11 protein-coding genes are annotated in these 17,251 nt (G+C 70.8%); 3 read left to right on the plus strand and 8 right to left on the minus strand.

Features of this window, described 5'->3' with window-relative positions:
- Positions 1–418: 418 nt before the first annotated feature.
- Together ACFYR0_RS22330 and ACFYR0_RS22335 are read right to left on the minus strand one after the other, a co-directional pair.
- Positions 419–1,063 carry an SDR family oxidoreductase gene (locus tag ACFYR0_RS22330; protein WP_389330663.1) on the minus strand — a complete coding sequence of 215 codons (645 nt, stop codon included), beginning with the start codon at positions 1,061–1,063 and terminating at the stop codon, positions 419–421.
- 14 nt (positions 1,064–1,077) lie between these two features.
- Positions 1,078–2,208 carry an FAD-dependent oxidoreductase gene (locus ACFYR0_RS22335; RefSeq protein ID WP_389330666.1) on the minus strand — a complete coding sequence of 377 codons (1,131 nt, stop codon included), beginning with the start codon at positions 2,206–2,208 and terminating at the stop codon, positions 1,078–1,080.
- A gap of 578 nt (positions 2,209–2,786) precedes the next feature.
- On the opposite strand from ACFYR0_RS22335, the gene ACFYR0_RS22340 reads away from it, so the two are divergent.
- Positions 2,787–3,611, plus strand: a complete 825-nt coding sequence (locus ACFYR0_RS22340) for an HAD family hydrolase (RefSeq protein ID WP_389330669.1) — start codon at positions 2,787–2,789, stop codon at positions 3,609–3,611.
- 318 nt (positions 3,612–3,929) lie between these two features.
- On the opposite strand, the gene ACFYR0_RS22345 is transcribed toward ACFYR0_RS22340, so the two are convergent.
- From ACFYR0_RS22345 to ACFYR0_RS22370, 6 genes are all read right to left on the minus strand, one after another.
- Positions 3,930–8,771, minus strand: a complete 4,842-nt coding sequence (locus ACFYR0_RS22345) for a condensation domain-containing protein (RefSeq protein ID WP_389330672.1) — start codon at positions 8,769–8,771, stop codon at positions 3,930–3,932.
- Between the two features lie 41 nt (positions 8,772–8,812).
- Entirely contained in the window at positions 8,813–9,040 is a 228-nt protein-coding gene (locus ACFYR0_RS22350; protein WP_389330674.1) for an MbtH family protein, read from the minus strand.
- 58 nt (positions 9,041–9,098) lie between these two features.
- On the minus strand, positions 9,099–11,270 hold the full coding sequence (locus ACFYR0_RS22355; RefSeq protein ID WP_389330677.1) for an amino acid adenylation domain-containing protein: 2,172 nt from the start codon (positions 11,268–11,270) through the stop codon (positions 9,099–9,101).
- Positions 11,267–12,049 (minus strand): thioesterase II family protein, encoded by a 783-nt coding sequence (locus ACFYR0_RS22360; protein ID WP_389330680.1) that lies wholly within the window; start codon positions 12,047–12,049, stop codon positions 11,267–11,269. Before ACFYR0_RS22360 ends, ACFYR0_RS22355 begins: the two co-directional genes overlap by 4 nt.
- Positions 12,046–13,161 carry a thioesterase domain-containing protein gene (locus ACFYR0_RS22365; protein WP_389330683.1) on the minus strand — a complete coding sequence of 372 codons (1,116 nt, stop codon included), beginning with the start codon at positions 13,159–13,161 and terminating at the stop codon, positions 12,046–12,048. The genes ACFYR0_RS22360 and ACFYR0_RS22365 overlap by 4 nt, the downstream gene beginning before the upstream one ends.
- A 178-nt stretch (positions 13,162–13,339) precedes the next feature.
- Positions 13,340–14,404, minus strand: a complete 1,065-nt coding sequence (locus ACFYR0_RS22370; RefSeq protein WP_389330686.1) for a MupA/Atu3671 family FMN-dependent luciferase-like monooxygenase — start codon at positions 14,402–14,404, stop codon at positions 13,340–13,342.
- 445 nt (positions 14,405–14,849) lie between these two features.
- Between ACFYR0_RS22370 and ACFYR0_RS22375 the strand changes: the two genes are divergently transcribed.
- Both ACFYR0_RS22375 and ACFYR0_RS22380 read left to right on the plus strand, forming a co-directional pair.
- Positions 14,850–16,202 carry a condensation domain-containing protein gene (locus tag ACFYR0_RS22375; protein WP_389330689.1) on the plus strand — a complete coding sequence of 451 codons (1,353 nt, stop codon included), beginning with the start codon at positions 14,850–14,852 and terminating at the stop codon, positions 16,200–16,202.
- 65 nt (positions 16,203–16,267) lie between these two features.
- Positions 16,268–17,173: an aminoacyl--tRNA ligase-related protein gene (locus ACFYR0_RS22380; RefSeq protein WP_389330692.1), complete on the plus strand. Its 906-nt coding sequence runs from the start codon at positions 16,268–16,270 to the stop codon at positions 17,171–17,173.
- Positions 17,174–17,251: the final 78 nt, after the last annotated feature.

The raw sequence follows: 17,251 nt of genomic DNA on the forward strand, positions 1-17,251 counted from the left end.
GCCGCTGGTTGCGCAGGTGGGCCTCGAGCGCCGGATCCTGGGCGCTCGGGACTGCGCTCGCCCGGCAGTTGACCGAGGTCAACTGGGAGGGCGGCCTGATCATCTACGGCGCACGTGACACGGGCGGTATACAGCGGGACACCGCGCTGTTCGACCCGGAGACGGGCTACCCACATCGGCAGCGAATCGTCCCTGTTCGGAGCGGCACGGCACCTCAACGTATCCGTCCCTGCCTGCCTGGGCGCCACACCTGACGCGGAGATTCTGCGTCACTACGGCGCGATCGCCATGCGAACGTCAGCCACGTCCATCGTGGGGTTGCGGCGCCGAGGTCCCGGGGAAGACGCCCAGCAGGACCGATTGCTGATCGAGCAGCATGGCCACGCAGTGAACCGCTCTGCGGTGGGGAGGTCACCGGTCATGAGTGGGGCGGGTTGCTGGCGAATTTGCCGCCGTGGAGGGGGATCACTGCGTTGGTCAGGTATCCCTGGTCTTCGTAGAGGGCATGGTGGAGGAGGCCTGCCACCTCTGCGGAATGCAGGAGGCGGCCTTTGGGGTGCTGTGTGCCGCGCTGGGTCACGCGGTCCTGGTCGCGGCGGCGTGTGGTCATTCCGGTGTCGGCGATCATGGAGGGTGCGATGCACACGAGTTGCTGCTCGGGGCCGGTGCGGCGCCAGCCCACGTAGGCGTGCAGGGCGGCTTTGGCCAGGGCGTAGGTGTCGTCGTAGGAGCCCTTGATCCCGGATTCCGATCCGAGTACGGCGATGCGCATGCGGGGGTTGGCCTGCAGTGCGTGCTCGATCAGCCGGACCGTGGACAGCAGGTTGACCGTCATGGACAGGGTCATCTGGGCGCCGGACTGCTGGGCCAGGGGTGTGTCCTGCAGTAGTCCGTGGCACAGCAACAGGCGGTCGAATTGCGGGAGATGGGCTGTGAGGGTGTCTACCGATTCGGGGTGGCCGAGGTCAGCCTGGTAGGTCGATTCGGCGGAGCGGCCCACCGTGGCGACCGTCTCAGCGGGGCGCCGGTTCGCCAGAAGGCTGATGAACTCGACGGCAACCATCGAGGCGGCTCCGGTCACAAGGAGGCCCACTGATTTCTCCCTACGGCGGTATGGAGTTCCTGCCTGACCAGGTCGGCAGCGGTGAAGATGGTGTTGACCTTTCCCGCGAAGACCGAGATGCGGCTGCCCGAGCGACGGACCGAGACGACTCGGGCGTCGCTCACCGAGCGCATCTTCGTCTTCACCGAGAAGAAGGCGTCGACGTGGCGGAAGTTGTCGAGGAACGAAGGCCAGTAGCGGGCGACGTCTTTCTCCATGGCCCGGCGGGTGCGCTCCAGGGAGTCGGTGTTCTGCCGGGCGATGGTCCGGCGGGCTTCGTCGTGGGACCGGCACCGGCCCAGGGGGGTGTGGGTGACGGAGGTGAGGGTGTGCAGGCCGTCCTCGAAGGGGTAGACAGAGAAGAACGCGCCGTCGACCAGCGTCAGCGCGAACTCGTGCAACTGCGACTCGTAGACGAAGGTCACACAGGGCTCGAAGTGCAGATCCGGCCACATGCCCTGCCCGCCGGCTTCCCACGCTCCCCAGGTGCAGTCCACTGCGACGTCGAACGGTTCGCCGTTGAGACGGAGTATGCCGTGGGCCTCCTCGACGGATTCGGCCGGGGTTCCCAGGCGCAAATGGGGCCGTAGCGATGCACCGAACAGCCGCTTTGCACTCTGCGTGCACAGCAGTTCCTCCGTAACGCGGAATGCGGTGGTGGAGGGTGCCAGGCCGAATGCCGTGGAGTCCACCAATTCGATGGGCAGCTGTGATGCTCGCATCACCTGCAGATAGGTTTCCGGGTCCAGCAGCGAGTCGTCACGGGGTACCGCGTAGATGTTGTCGGTGACCGCTCTGCTCAGTGTCGGGTAGGCCTTTTTGAAATACCGATATCCCTCACTCGCCTGACGGCGTGTCACTGCGGAGCGGGCGTAATGGTAGCCCAGGTGCAGGCGGTTCTGCGTGTGTCCGGATGCGCCGCCGAAGACATCCGGCTGCGACTCGAAGACATGCACGTCGTGACCGTCCGACCGTAGTTCTTCGGCGATGTGGCACCCGTACCAGCCTGCACCGATGACAGCCACTTTGGCGGTGGGGGCGGTGTTGCGCAGCGCCGGGGAGAAGGTCTTGCACTCCGGTATGTGGGGATCAAGAGCGGAGCTCATCGGGTCCTCCTGTCTCCCGCGGGTGCACGGAAATGCCCACCCTGGGCCGCGTAAGAGCGAGTTGATCGTCCGGGAGTATATCCAGCGGTCTCCGGTGAGAAAGTGTCCACCGAGTAAGTTCGCGCCGGGAGGCCACTCTCGAGGTTTGTAGTTCCGGGCTCCACCTCGGCACCAGGCCGCCGACTTTTCGCCGAGTCGCCGGCGGCGAAGGGCGGCGGCCTGCACTGAAAGACGGCCCACGGATATCGGGCCTTCACAGAATCCGAGGCGTCGGCCACCCTTGCTTCCCGTCCCAACGCCTGGCCTTCGGAGCAGACATCGATGAAATCCCTTGGCGGAAGCCGTGAATGCACCTCGCACCCGTCACGGAGCGGCGGGGGGAGCGAGGAGCGCGAGAGTGCCGACGGTCGGCCGCGCGGACGTCATTGCCGCCGCGGCCGACACCTGTCGCGATGGCCTTCCCTGCCCCTGGAACGCCGCGACCCGGTTCGCGTAGACGGTGGGCCGGCGCGCCGTGCGGCGGTCGCTGTCCTGCCCGGCGAGCGGGCCGCGTGATGCGTCGGGCCGCCGGGGCCGGTGTGGTCGCGACAGATCTGGACGGCACGCTTCTGCGCAGTGATCTGACGGTCTCGGCGGCGACACGGGGCATGCTGCGACGGCTGGCCGGGAGGGGAGTCCTGCACGTCATTGTCACGGGCCGGCCCGCCTCGGGGTGCGGTTCCTTCTTCCGGACGCTGGGCTACCGGGGCCTTGCCGTCTGCGGTCAGGGCGCTCAGATCTACGACGTGGACCGCGGTGTCCTCTTGTCCCAGGCCGAGTTGGACCCGGATGCCGCGCGGGAGTTCCTGGCCCGGCTGGCCCGGCGGGTCGGAAGGCTGCGTCTGGCCGTGGTCACCTCCGGACTGGGCAGCGAGTTCCTCGTCGCGCCCGGGTTCAGCCGGGGAGGGGAGCGCGAGCAGGCCTCCTTCCGCCTCGTAGGGGAGGAGCATTTGTTCAGCGATCCGGTCGACAAGGTGCTCCTGCGCCATGACGGCCTGTCCGACGGCGAGCTGGCAGCCGAGGCCCGTCTGGTCTGCGGGCCTGGACTGACGGTGACGCATGCCGGTCCCAGGATCGTCGAACTCCTGCCGGCCGGTTTTGACAAGGCGACCGGGCTGTCCCGGGTCTGCGAGATGCTCGGCGCGGGCCCGCGGGAGGTGGTCGCCTTCGGCGACATGCCCAACGACATACCCATGCTCCGATGGGCCGGCCACGGGGTTGCCATGGCCAACGGTCATCCGGATCTCCAGGCCGTCGCCGACGAGATGGCTCCAGCCAACGACGAGGACGGGGTGGCTGTCGTACTCGGCCGGCTGCTGGGTGCAATGCCGTCCGCGGCGGATGCCCTGCGAACCACTCGATGAGCTTCTGTCGTGGGGGGCGCCGTGGCGGATGCCTCGGCGGCCAGGAGCAGCTCACGGCGTCCGCATCGCGTGGGCACGGCGGTCCGGCGGCACGGGCCGCCGTGGTCTGTGTCCATGAGCGGCAGAGGACAACGCCGATGCCCTGATGGGGTGTTCGAGTGCTTCCGTGCCGCACTTGCACAGCCGACGCCGCCCCTTCCCAGGCAGAGGGCCGGGGACGACGTCCGTGCCCGCCGGACGGACGGGGCATCGGCGGGATCACAGAGGGGGCCGGGGCTGGGGGAGTGCTGGACACCCCGTAGCCCCGGCCCGCTCGTGTCACGGCGTGCGTTGCCGCAGTCGGGACACCTCTGCCCACAGCGTGCGCGGGGTCCGGAACATGTCGATGACAGGTACCTCGTCGGTGATGGTGATGTCGTAGGCGTTCTCCAGTGCCAGGAGCAGTCGGATGGTCCTGAGCGAGTCGAGTCCCACGTCGGCGAGCGGCTGATCGGGCCTGATCTCCGTCCCGGGCGCGTGGTCGGACAGCGCCTCGGTGATCAGTGCCTGGAAGGTGTCGTCCCAGTCCTTTTCCTGCGGGTCCCCCGTCTGCGGACGGTCGGCGGGTGCGGGGAGGCGGTCCAGTGCGACGGCGCCATCGGTCGTGAGGGGCCAGCCGTCGACCTCCACCAGGGTGTCCGGTACGAGGTGGCGGGCCAGCCGCCGGGCGGCCAGGCCGCGCCACACCTGGTCGGCCGTGCCGGGGGATTCGGGCACCGTGCGCACATACCCGGTCGTCCGCACCCGACCCTCCGGGTCGGAATGCCGCACTACGACGCTGTCGCGGACCAGGGGCTGGGCGTCGAGCAGTTCCCGGATGCGATAGGTCTCGACCGCGTCGCCGTGCGCGCCTGCGGGTTGGTCGATCGGTCCCAGCAGTTCCACCGTCCCGTCGGCGGCGTACCGGGCGAGCTGCCCGGTACGCAGCAGCCTGGCGCCGCTGTCACCGAAGGCGTCCGGGACGAGACGGGCGGCCGTGGCGGCCGGATCGCCGTAGAAGCTGTCCGGCAGCCCCGGACCGCCGACGCAGAGTTCCGCGGCCACTCCGACGGGCGCCGGGAGCAGTCGGCTGTCCAGCAGTTGCAGGGGACGGCCGGGCAGTGGTCTGCCCTGGAAGGTCACCCACCCGGGCAGCGCGTCGACGGCCTCCGCGAGTATCAGTCGCACGCCTTTGCCCGGGGCGACAGGCCGGCCTGGCCCGCGGTGGGCCCCGCCGATGGACTCGGTGATGCCCGCGGGCGCGGGTCCGCCCGCGTGGAGTGCCTCGGCCACCAGGGACGTTGTGCGCAGTTGTGTCACAGTTCCCGAGGTCAGCAACTGCCTGATCTCGGGGAGGGAGTCGGGCAGCGCGTGGCGGGTGAGGACGACCGATCCCGCGCACACCAGGGGGAGCAGGAGTTCGCTCACTGTCTGCCAGGTGGGCAGGGCGCTCGCCGCCAGCCAGCCCGCCCCGTGCGGTGCCGGTCCGGCCGATTCCTCCAGTGCTGTGCGGTCGCTGTCCAGCGCGGCTGCCAGCGCCTGGTGGGTGAAGACCGCCCAGAAGGTGTCGGCGCCTTCGCCGGTGCGTACGACGCAGGCCGTGTCCTGCGGCCGGGGTAGGGCAGTGCCGCGCGGGTCAACGTGCTGCTGCTGTGGCTGGTCGGCCGGGTCGTCGGTCTTCTCGCCGGGGTTCGCCGTGATCACCGGGACCGTGCCGGTTGCGACGCCCTTGGCCTGTGCGGCCGAGGGGACCACGATCGCGGACACCGTCGGCACAGGGTGGTGTCGGTGGTCGTCGTCCTCGTGTGCCGAGTACCCCAGCACCCAGGCGGCGCCGGCCTGCCAGACGGCCAGCAGCGCGGCTAGGGTTGCCGGGGTGTGGCCCGGCACGACGGCGACCAGGTCGCCCGTCCCGACACCTGCCTGCCGCAGTCTGCGGGCGATCCGCTCGGCCTCGTCGTCGAGTTGCGCGTACGTCAGTGACGTGCTGCCCTGCTGCAGGGCCACTGCGCTCGGCCGTTCGCGCACGCCGCGTGCGAAGGCGCCGGCAACGGTCTGCGTGGCTGTGCTCGGTTCGCGTCGGCCGACCGGTTCGCGGGCTGGTTCCGCCTCGCGCGGCGGCAGGGACGCGGCGTCGGTGTCTCCGTCCGGTCCCAGGGCCATCTCCTGCAGCACGTCCCGGTACAGGTGGCTGAGCCGGTGAGCCGCCTCTTTGCTCAGGGAGTGGTTGGTGGTGTTCAGCCGCAGCTGCCCGCTGATGGTGTAGACGTGCAGGGCGAACTCGTTCTCGCTGTCGGTGAAGGTCTCCTTCCACTCGACGAGGTTCTGGTCGACCTGGTGGAAGTCCAGATAGTTGAAGAACACCTCCAGCAGCCGGCCCGCGCCGTGGTCCTGTTGGATGATCTGAATCGGCACGACCCGGTGCGGCCACAGTTCCGTCAGGGTGTCGTAGACCGCGGTGACCAGCTCACCCCAGGTGCGCGTGCCTTCCGGCATGGCAATTGGGACCGTGTTGAGGTAGTTGCCCAGCACCCGCTCGGCGCCGGCCGTCTCCGGGCGCGCGTCGCAGACCAGTCCGGTGAAGAACTTCTCCGAGCGGGCGACTCTGCGCATGACCGTCAGGTGGGCGGCGAGCAGGACCGCCTTCATCGATGTGCGGGTCTGCGAGGCGAGCCGACGCAGGTCGGCTTCGAGGTCGTGGAAGTCCAGCGCGACGAAGTAGCGCTCCCGGGGTGCCTGCGGGTCGTCCTGCCACACTGCGGGCAGGGAGACATCGCTGCGGCCGTCGAGGACGGTGCGCCAGTAGTCGCGATGGTCGGGCGAGTTCCCGGCAGCCAGTTCCGCGACCACGTAGTCGGCGAAGCGCAGGGGTGCCGGTTCTGGCTCGGCGGGCACCTTTCCGGCGCGGATGTCGCGGTAGGCGAGGAGGATCTCCATCAGCAGCGTGTGGAAGCTCCATCCTTCCAGGATCGGATGGGACTCCGCGATCGTCATCCACCAGTCGGGCGAGTCCGTCGCCGTGTGGGCGTGCACCCGGATCAGCGGGGCGCGGGAGATGTCCATCAACTCCTTGCGCTCCACTGCCGCGTGGGCCCGCATGCGGGGCGCCCAGCCTTGCGGGCCCAGATCGCCGTGGTCGCTCGAGCGCACCGTGATCTTCGCGTCGGTGTGGACCAGTTGGAGGGGCTCGGAGTAGCTGTTCAGGTCGAAGCTGGTGCGCAGGACCTCGTGGCGGTTCACCACGAGCTGGGCGGCTTCCTGGAGCGCGGCGTCGTCGAAGTCGCTGTCGCCGTGTATCCGGTAGGAGGTCGTGTCCTGGTAGGTGTTCACATCCGGCTGCGACTGAAGTTCGGCGAGCATGCCCAGCTGCATCGCGGTGACGGGGTAGGCGTCCACCACGTCCGGCGGCAGCGCGGCGCGGTCGTCGGGGCGAAGCAGGGCGAACGGGGCCACTCCTTCGGGGGCGGCGGGCTGTGGCGCGGTGGGGCCCTCCGGGCCGTCCGCGCAGAAGCCGGCCAGCTCCTCGACCGTTTGGTATGTGAAGACATCGGTGGAAGAGACGGTCAGGCCCTGTGCCCTGAGCCGTCCGGCCAGCGCGATGGCACGCAGCGAGTCGCCGCCCACGTCGAAGAAGTTGTCGTGTACGTCCACGTGGTCGGTGTCCAGGACTTCGCACCACGCCTGGCGGATACGGCCGAGGAGGATGTCACGGCCGTTGCCGGATCCGGCGGGCGCCGCGGCAGGCGTCAACGGGTTCGCGAGCCGACCGTCGGGCCGCGGGCGGCCGTCGGCGGTGCCCAGTCGGTCGTGCACCTTCACCAGTGCTTCCTGCGGGGCGCGGAGAACCGCTTCCAGCAGACGCGTGTAGCAGTCGGCCCAGTGCCGCGCCGTTTCCTGGTCGATCACTTCGGCGGCGAAGTCCAACCTGCCGTGCCATCGCCCTGCGCCGGTCTCCTCGATGTGGAGGTTGAGGTCGAACTTGGCCGGTGCCGGGCTGGTCAGGTGCAGCAGGTCGATGTCCAGGCCCGGCAGGCGGACCGCGTCCTGCGCGGCCGCGTTCATGTCGAAGCACACCTGGAACAGCGGGTTGCGGGAGGTGTCGCGTACCGGGTTCACCTCGTCGACCACCCATTTGAAGGGCACGGCACGGTGGTCGAGGGCGTCCAGGAAGCGTTCTCTGACCCGTTGCAGGAGCTGGGCGAAGGTGTCTCCGTCATGGTGTTCGCCGCGTATGACGACGGTGTTGATCGTGTAGCCGACCAACTCGTCCAGTTCGGGGACCGTGCGAGCGGACACCGGCACGCCCACCGCCACGTCGTCGGTCCCGCAGATGCCGGCGAGCAATGCCTGGTAGGCCGCCAGCAGCACCATGAAGGGCGATGCGCGATGTGCGGCCGCCAGCGCCCGGACCCCTGCGGCGGTCTCGGCGCCGATCGCGATGTCGACGCTTCCCCCCTGCCCGGTGGGCGCGGCCGGCCGGGGACGGTCCAGCGGCAGGGGCAGCTCCTGGAGACCGCCCAGTGTCCTGGCCCAGTAGGCCAGTTGCGGGCGCAGTGTTCCGTCCCTGCGGGCGGTGTTCTCCCAGACGGCGTAGTCGGCGTACTGAACGTCCAGCGGGGGCAGGCCGGGTGCCCGGCCCTCGGTGCGCGCAGCGTACAGGGCGCCGAACTCGGCTGCCAGGCGGTGGTAGGACGGGCCGTCGCAGGCGATGTGGTGCAGGTGGATCACCAGCACGTGCAGATCGGGGCCGAGCACCACGAGGGTGACGCGCAGGGGATGCTCCGTCGTCAGGTCGAAGGGCCGCAGTGCCTCCCACTCGGCGATCTGCCTGGCCCTGTCCTCGCGCAGCGCCGACGGCAGTCGGCTGATGTCGACGGTGCGCGGCCCGGAGAACGCGGGCGGGTCGATGATCTGCGTCGGCGCGTCGCCGTCCTGGGTGTACCGGGTGCGCAGGATCTCGTGGCGTTCGACGACCTGTTCCCAGGACCACCGCACGGCCTCGGGTTCCAGCCGTCCGGCCAGGCGCATTGCCCACGTCATGGTGTAGGCGGGACTTCGCGGGTCGAGTTGGTGCAGCACCCACATCTGCTGTTGGCCGGCGGACAGCTCCAGTGGCCGGGTGCGCTGTGCACGCCCTATCACGGGACGGGAGGTGGGACGTGGGGTCCCCGTGGCTGACGGGGTCATCGGGTGGCCTCGCCGGTCGTCGTCGCGGCGGCGCCGGGTCGGGCGCTCAACGGTCGCAGGTCGGTCCACACCTCGGCGATGTGGGTCAGGCACTGCTGCCTGGTGCCGCGGAACCCCTGCGCGTGCCAGCCCTCGGGGAGGGCACGCCGCGCCTCCCAGATCGAGTACTGCTCCTCGTCGTTGACCACGACCTGGTACTCCTGGGCCTGGGCGGTCTCGCTCACCGGTGCGCCTCTCTGTGTTCTCGCTGCGTGCGTTGGATTCGGGCGGGAAGGGCGGTTCTCACACCATGCCGGTCAGCAGGCGGGCGTCGACCTTCCCGTTGGCGGTCAGGGGTACGTCGTCGATGGCGACGATGACCGACGGGATCATGTACTCGGGCAGTTCGTCGGCGAGGTCGGTGCGCAGGCGGGGCACGTCGAGCGGCCGGTCCGGGGCGGGCACGACGAACGCGGCGAGGCGTGCGGGACCGGGCGGCCGCTCGTGGGGGACCACCACCGCCTCGCTGATGTCCGGGTGCCGGCGCAGGGTCTCGCGGACCTCGCCGATCTCCACCCTGTGGCCCCGGATCTTGAGCTGGTGGTCGGTGCGGCCCAGGAACTCCAGCCGGCCCGCGCTCCAGCGTGCCCGGTCCCCGGTGCGGTACAGGCGCGCTCCCGGCGGGCCCCAGGGGTCCGGCACGAACCGCTCCGCGGTCAGCGCGGAGTCGCCCAGGTATCCATGGGCGACTCCGGCACCGCCGACGCACACCTCGCCCGCGATGCCTTCGGGGACCGGCTCCAGACGTTCGTCGAGCACATACATGGTGGTGTTGGGGATGGGCGCGCCGAGGGGGATGAGTCCTTCGCCGTCCGGTGCGTCGATGACCTGACCGGAGTTGCCCACGGTGATCTCGGTGGGGCCGTACTCCGTGGCCACCGCTGTTCCCCGCGGACCGGCCAGTTCCTTCCACCGCCGGGCGAGTGCGGAGGGAAAGGAGTCGCCCGCGGCGATGACGAGCCCGGCCAGGCCGTGTGCCTGCTCGGCCTCGAGGTCCAGGCTGAGCAGGTTGAGGTGACCGGGAGTCAGCTTGACGAAGCTGTAGGGGGCTCCGGCCGCGAGAAGGGCGCCGAGGTCGGCCGTCGGCAGCGGATCGGGCAGCAGGTCCACGCACTGTCCGCTCAGCAGCGGTGCGTACAGGCTCGGAACCTGCAGGTCGAAGGAGATCGAGGTGAAGAAGGGGGAGCCTCCCGTTCCTCTGGCGGCATACTCCCGCACGGTCCACAGCAGGTAGTTGATGAGGCCGCCGTGGTGGACCAGCACACCCTTGGGCGTCCCGGTGGAGCCCGAGGTGTAGATCACGTAGGCCGGGTCCGCTGGACGGAGCCGGATCCCGGTGGGCGTCTCGGGCGCCGCGTCGAGGGCCGCCGCGTGTTCGTCGAGGAGCACCAGACCGAGGGCCTGGCCCTCCCCGAGGAGCGACGCGTGCTCCGCCCGTGTGATCACCAGCTCGCAGCCGGCGCCGGCGATCATCCGGCCCAGCCGCTGCGGAGGAAGGCTCAGGTCGAGGGGAAGGTACGGTGCGCCGGCCCGCCACACTCCGAGCAGGGCCGGCAGCAGGTCGGCCGAGCGTCTGAGGCACACGCCCACAGGGGTGCCGAACCCGGCCCCCCGGAGCTGGAGGTGGTGGGCGATCCGCAGTGAGCGGCGGTCCAGCTCGCGGTAGGTCAGGACGGCACCGTCGACCCGGACGGCCGGTGCGTGCGGCGTCCTGGCGGCCTGCTCCTCGAAGAGGTCGACGACCGTGTGCGGGGGACTGCCAGCCATTGGGCCGGTGCCCCAGTCGGTGAGCACCCGGTTCAGTTCCGCCCGTGGCAGGCAGGCCGCCCGTGCGTCGCCGTCGGGTCGGGCTGTCATCTCCTCCAGCACTCTGCGGTACATCGCCGCGAGCCGCTCCAGGCGCTCGGCGGGCAGTGTGCCGCCTCTCGCCCGCAGCACCAGCCGGTCGGTCCCCGCAAGGACGAGCAGGCCGTAGGGGCCCGTCTCGTAGTGTTGCGCCGCGTGCGCTGCCGCGGTGTCGTCCAGGGCGAACAGCACCCGCTCGCGGCGGTGCGTCTGCGCGGCGCCGGACTCGGTGCGGGCGGGCAGGTCTGCCATCGCGCGCCCCGTGCGGGACACGCCGTCCCGCCAGGTGGTCCACAGGCCGGGCCGCATGCTCAGGTCTCCTGCCCCGGAACCAGGCGCCTGCAGCACCTCCGTGCGTACCAGGGGTTCTTCGGTGAGCATGTCGAGGACTTTGAGGTGGGCGGCAAGCAGGGTTACGGGCGGTCGTGTGCGGGCGTCGGCCGCCAGTGCGTCCAGGGCCGCGGCGACGTCGCCGAACGGGACCTCGGCCCACGGTTCGGACGCGGGCGGGAGGCTGGGCTCCTGGCGGTCCCATGCCGCAGGGAGGGTGAAGAAGGCGGGAGCGCTCACTGTCCGGTTCCGCCTTCCAGAAGGTGGCGCACCGTGTCGGCCACGGTCCGGCCGGCGTCATTGAGGACGTAGTGACCGGCGTCGAGCAGGTGCAAGCAGAACTCCCTTGTCGTCTCGGCGGCCCAGGCGGCCATGGCCTGGTGACTCACGAACGGGTCGTGGCGGCCTCCGACGACGGTGACGGGGATGTCCAGCGGCGGGCCCGCCGAATACTCCAGCCGCTCGATCACCCGGTAGTCCGCCCGCAGGATCCGCTCGAACATGGCCATGAGGTCCGGGTCGTCGAGGACTTCCTTCACCATCCCGCCGAACTCGACAACTCGGTCGAGCAGTTCGCGCGTGGGCAGCAGGTGCAGCGGATCGTCGATCCGGCGCAGGGCGGGTGCTTCTGTGGAGGAGAGCACGAGCATGTCCGGTTCGCGGTGCCCCGCGTCGCGCAGGCGCCGCGCCAGTTCGTAGGCCATCACGCTGCCCGAGCAGTGACCGACGAGCACGAACGGCCGGTCCAGGAGCGGAAGCAGCGCCTCCTGGAGGTCGGCGAGAAGAAGGCGCCAGTCCTCGGAGAGCGGTTCGGCTATGCGGTTCTCCCGCCCGGGCAGGCGCACCGCGCATAGTTCGGCCTCCTCGGGCAGAGCGCTGAGCCAGCCGTTGAAGGCCGCGCCGCCGGCGCCGACATGCGGGAAGCAGATCATCCGCAGCCGGGCTTCGGCGGACGCCCGGGGACGCGCGATCCAGCGGCCGCCGACCGCTCCTCCGATATGTGGTCCGGTGCCGCTCATGCGGTGCACGCCTCCCGTACGGCAGTCGCCGCGTCCCTGTCCCGCAGAAGGGCCAGGGGCGAGGCGACGCGATGGTCGAGCCCGACGACGCGCAGGTCGCGCACCGCCGGTCGCCAGGTCTTCTCGGCTGCGGGCAGGCGGAGCACGTCCTGAACGAGCAGGGCGGGGCCGTCGTAACCGGCGGGCTCGTAGCGTGACAGGGTCTGCGCGAGGCGGGCCCAGGCCAGTTGCAGGCGCGGCAGGTCCTGGGGCTGTACTCCGTCGTCGTACCAGCCCGCTTCGTGCATGCCGGCAAGGACGGCCGCAGGCGTCTCGTCCCCCGCGAGCGCGAAGCGCCGCCCGAGCAGCGTCAGACGGTCGTGCAGCAGATGGCCGAGGTCCGGCCGCCCTTCGGTGGCGCCGAGGGGAGCGGGGTCGATCAGGGCCAGCGAATGCACGTGCCCGCCCGCGGCGCGCAGCCGACGGGCCGTCTCGAACGCGACGACAGCCCCTTGGCCGAAACCGGCGAGCCGGTAGGCCCCGCCGGGCTGATCGGCGCGCACGGCTTCGGCGTACCGGTCCGCCACGGCACCGACGTCACCGTAGGGCGGTATCGGGCCGTGGTGGCCGGGCAGCACCAGCGCCCGCACGGACAGCCCGTCCGCCCAGTCGGCAAGTGCCTGGCGTTCCGCCTGGACGTGGCTGTCCGAATGCACGACGTACAGCGGCTGCGTGCCGTCTGTCGCGCCGACCGGTGCAAGCCGGGTGTCAGCTTCGGTCCAGGCCGCGGCATCCATGCCGAGCACCTCGGTTGCCGACGGCAGCAGCGCGGGGTGGGGCTGTGCGGGGGGACCCTGCGTCGCGGGCGCCGCGACGGTCAGGCTCTCGGCCAGGCGGGCCGGCGTGGTGTTGCGCATCGCCACAGAGCTGCGCAGGGCTATGCCTCGTTCCTGTGCCGCCACGACGACTTCCAGCAGGGTGAGAGAGTCACCGCCCAGATCGTAGAAGTCGTCGTCCGGACGCACCGGGTGGCCGAAGTGGTCACTCCATATCTCGCACACCATGCGTTCGATCACATGACATGGCAGACGGGCGGCCTGGGCCGCTGTCTCCAGGACTTCCGCTCCGGTCATCGCACCTCGCAGCTACGGATGGGGCAGTCGACCGCCGCGGGCCGACCCCGGTCGGCAGTCCGTCCGAAAGCGTGGCTTCGCCTCCGCGTCCAGGGCCAGGCAGCCCGACCGGCAACTGTCCGGTCGGGCATTTGCCGCAGGCAAGCGGCTGGGGGTCGCGACCGGCGGCGCGGGCGGGTCAGGGACGGGGGTCGGCGAGGTGCCGGGCGACCTCGGCCAGCGAGGGCAGCGCCTGCAGCACCTCCTGCGCGGGCACCCCGAAGTCGATCAGGCAGGCGACCTCGTCCGCGCCGGCCTCCTCGATCGAGCGGGCGGCCGCCACCGCCTCGGTGACCGGCCCGAAGACTCCAGCGGTGTCGAAGTACCGGTCGAAGGCGCGGTCCAGCAGGAACTCCTCGTCCTGTGCGGAGAGCGTCAGCGGTGCTCCGGCCGCCGCCGGGCCCCCGCCCGACCGCATGAGCAGGTCGAGGGAGCTGCGCAGGTACTCCCGCAGCGGTGCGCGCACCTGCGAGCGCACGGACTCCCGCGAGGGCCCCGTCAGGGTGTGGGCCATCACGGAGACGTGCCCCCGGGCGTCCTCGCCGTGGCAGGCGGCGAACTCCTCGCGGTAGGCGCCGATGTTGCGCGCCAGGGCAGCGTGGTCCTGGCCGAGCATGTGCGTGAGCAGGCCCGCTCCGAGCCGCCCGGCCGTGCGGAACGTGTCGATATGACCGGCGGCGGTGATCCAGACCGGCACCTCCGGCTGCACCGGACGGGGGAAGACCCGCACCTTGTGATCGGCGCCGTCCGGACCGCTCAGAGCCAGTTCCTCCCCGCGCCACAGCGAGCGCACCGTGTCCACCGCCTCGGCCATCAGCTTCTTGCGGTCCGCGTACGCGTGCGGGCGCAGAGTGAAGTCCACGGGCTGCCAGCCCGAGGCGAACGACACCCCAGCCCGTCCGCGGGACAGGTTGTCCACCACGGACCACTCCTCGGCGATGCGAACCGGGTCGTGCAGCGGCGCGACCACGCTGCCGGCGCGGATCGCGATGCGCGAGGTGGTCGTGGCGAGCGCCGCGCCGAGCACCGAGGGATTGGGGTACTGGCCGCCGAACGCATGGAAGTGGCGCTCGGGAGTCCACACGGCGGCGAATCCGTTGCGGTCCGCGAAGCGGGCGCTTTCCAGGAGCAGGTCGTAGCAGCCGGCGGCGCTGTCGGCGGTCTCGGCCGCGGTGTTGGCGAAGAAGAACAGACTCAGGTCCATGGCAGGCCTTCCAGGTGTGCGTGAGGGGGCTGACTGCCGTCGCCCCGCAGCCGACGCGAGCGGACCCGGTTGCGAACGTCTGCGGAACCGGCACTTGTCGGTCGCTCCTAGCCCGCGAACCGCCGGCGCGCCCGCCGTCCCGACGAGCGGCCAGCGTAGGCAGCACCGGATCCGTACAACAGGCAGGAGGCGCGGCAACTTGCCGCCGCGGCAGGGTGCTTGAGAGCCGCCGGGCGGCGCAGAGAGCCGGTCCCTGTACCGCGTCACCGTCCTTGCGGAAGACAGCCCGCAGGCAACCGAGTTGCCGCCGCGCTACCTGGCTCCGGCACGCACCTTCGTGCGCTACTGAGGCAGGACGGGTCCGCACACCGCGCGGACACGACTGGACCAGGAGCATTCCTCGCTGATGGACGGCAGCAATTCACCAGCATCGAACGGTTGTGCTTTGAGCGTCGGACAGGAGGCCCTGTGGTTCCTGCATGCGCTCGCGCCCGACAGCAGCGCCTACAACGTCTGCGGGGCACTGAGCCTGGACTTCGACGTCGACGTCGGTGCACTCGAAGCGGCGGCATTGAGCGTCGTCTCCGGCAACACCATGCTGAACTGCCTCTTCCGCTCCACGCGAGCAGGTCTTCGCCGACTGCCGGGCGCCGCCGCACCGTATGCCTCGGTGTTCGAGGCACGCCGTGTCCTCGGTGTCCGAAGCGGGGACGCGGTGCGGACGGCCGTGCTGGAGGCTTCCCGGCGTCCCTTCCGGCTGGATCGCGAGGCGCCGGTGCGCATCTCGCTGCTCTCCGCGGACGACGGTGATGTGCTCGTGGTCACCGGTCATCACATCGTGCTGGACAACGTCTCTCACCTCAGGCTGTGGCGTGACCTGCTGACCGCCTACGGGCACAGCACCGATGCCCGGCCCGCCTGCTTCGTCGGGGCGCCGTCCGAGACGGGCGGGCAGGACGCGGGCGCGGACTACGCCCGCTTCGTGCGGCTCGAGCAGGACTTCCTACGGTCGCCGCGGGGCGAGTTGGCGCGGCGCCACTGGCACAAGGTGCTCGGCAGCGTACCCAGCGATCCGCCGCTTGTCGGCGACCTGCCGCGGCCGAGCATCTACCGGTTCACCGGCGACGAGATCGAGACTGAGGTCCCGGCCGAGCTGATGACCCGCGTCACCGCGCTCGCCGCCCGGACGGGAACGACCTCGTTCACCGTCCTGTTCGGTGCCTTCCAACTGCTGCTGTACTCGCTGACCGGGGAGCGCGTGCGGCTGATCGGCTACCCCGTGGCGGTGCGCCCGGGGGCGCGGTTCCGTTCGGCGACGGGCCATTACGTCAACACGCTGCCGTTCCCCGCGCGTGTCGAGGCGGACGACTCCTTCGCCGACCTGCTGGAGCGCACGGGTGCCGAAGTGTGGTCCGGGCTGGTGCACAGCAAGTATTCCTTCGCCCTGATGCCGCAGCTGACGGAGCGGCCACGGCAAGCGGACCGTGCGGGTCTGGTCAGCGTGTTGTGCGTGCTGGCCGAGGAGGACGTGGCCGAGCTGACGGGTGAGGTGCTGCCGGCGGGCCACGGCGCCCGGGTGTATCCGCTGGCGCAGCAGCAGGGCCAGTTCGACCTGACGCTGCAGGTGTCCCGGCGCGGGACCGTCACGGCCGTCGTCCTGAAGTACAACACGTCGCTGTTCACCGCCGCCGCGGCCCGTGCCGTCGCCGACGGCTACCTGCGCCTGCTCGCCGCGGCCGCCGAGGACACCCTGCCGGACCGGCTTGGCGACCTTGCGTCGACTCTGGCGCTGTCCTGATCCGCGCGGCCGCCCGGCCGTCGGGCGTGAGCCGCCGCGACCCTAGTCGAAGGAGCTGATGAGCTATGACCATGCACGCCAGGGTGAGCGCCCAGGACGAGGCCGCCGGGGGACGGGAGGGCGCGGGCGGTGCTCTGGACCGGCTCGTGCGCGCGGACTGGCTGCTGCCCACCGCGGCCGCCGGAGTGCTCGGCTTCACCGCGAAGTTCGAGTCCGCGCTCGCCGCGGTGCAGGGCGCCCTGACCCGGATCCATCCGACCGGCACGGCCGGCCCGTCCTGGCACGCCCCGGTGGTCCCGCGCGGCCCGATCGAACGTGCTCAGTACACCGACTCGTTCCCGCATCTCCTGGGGACCGTGCACGCACTGCCGCCCAGCACCGACGGGAGCTCCGCGACGGGGAGGGAGGGCCGTGTGCCGACCGACACCGTGCTCGCCCCCGCCGTCTGCTACAGCGTCTATCCCTCGCTCGCCGACACCATGCCCGACAGTCCGCGCCACTTCGATGTCGCCGGCACCTGTTACCGGCACGAGGCGACCAGCGAAGTGGGCCGGTTCCGCTCGTTCCGGATGCGCGAGTTCGTCGTCGTGGGCACCGAGGAGGCGGCTCTGGCCTGGCGTGATGAGTGGACCGAGCGCTGCCGCGCTCTGTTCGCCGGTCTCGGTGTCGCGGTGCGGGTCCAGGAGGCAAGTGACCCGTTCTTCGGGCCCGGTGCCGACTTCATGCGCTCCAGCCAGATCGAGCAGAGCCTGAAGTACGAGTTCGTGGCCCCGGTCCGCCCGGGCGACGCGGGAACCGCGATCGCCTCGGTCAACCTGCACAAGGACCATCTGGGGGAGCGTTTCGCCATCGGCTCGCCCGACGGCGGCTGGGCGCACAGCAGTTGCGCCGCCTTCGGTCTGGAGCGCATCGTCCTGGCCCTGGTGCACGTCCACGGCGACGATCCGGACGACTGGCCCGCAGCCGTGTGAGCGGCATCGAAAGGGGAGGGGCCGAGCGCGGGATGCGTGCCCGGCCCCTCCCCTTTTCGGCTGCCGGCTTTGCCCGTG

The organism is Streptomyces sp. NPDC005017, from assembly GCF_042873115.1.
Lineage (GTDB): Bacteria > Actinomycetota > Actinomycetes > Streptomycetales > Streptomycetaceae > Streptomyces.

Bases quoted from the DNA above. Each gene is read 5' to 3' on its own strand.
- ACFYR0_RS22330 (WP_389330663.1), bottom strand. From the start codon at position 1,063: ATGGTTGCCGTCGAGTTCATCAGCCTTCTGGCGAACCGGCGCCCCGCT.
- ACFYR0_RS22365 (WP_389330683.1), bottom strand. From the start codon at position 13,161: ATGACCGGAGCGGAAGTCCTGGAGACAGCGGCCCAGGCCGCCCGTCTG.
- ACFYR0_RS22335 (WP_389330666.1), bottom strand. From the start codon at position 2,208: ATGAGCTCCGCTCTTGATCCCCACATACCGGAGTGCAAGACCTTCTCC.
- ACFYR0_RS22380 (WP_389330692.1), top strand. From the start codon at position 16,268: ATGACCATGCACGCCAGGGTGAGCGCCCAGGACGAGGCCGCCGGGGGA.
- ACFYR0_RS22370 (WP_389330686.1), bottom strand. From the start codon at position 14,404: ATGGACCTGAGTCTGTTCTTCTTCGCCAACACCGCGGCCGAGACCGCC.
- ACFYR0_RS22360 (WP_389330680.1), bottom strand. From the start codon at position 12,049: ATGAGCGGCACCGGACCACATATCGGAGGAGCGGTCGGCGGCCGCTGG.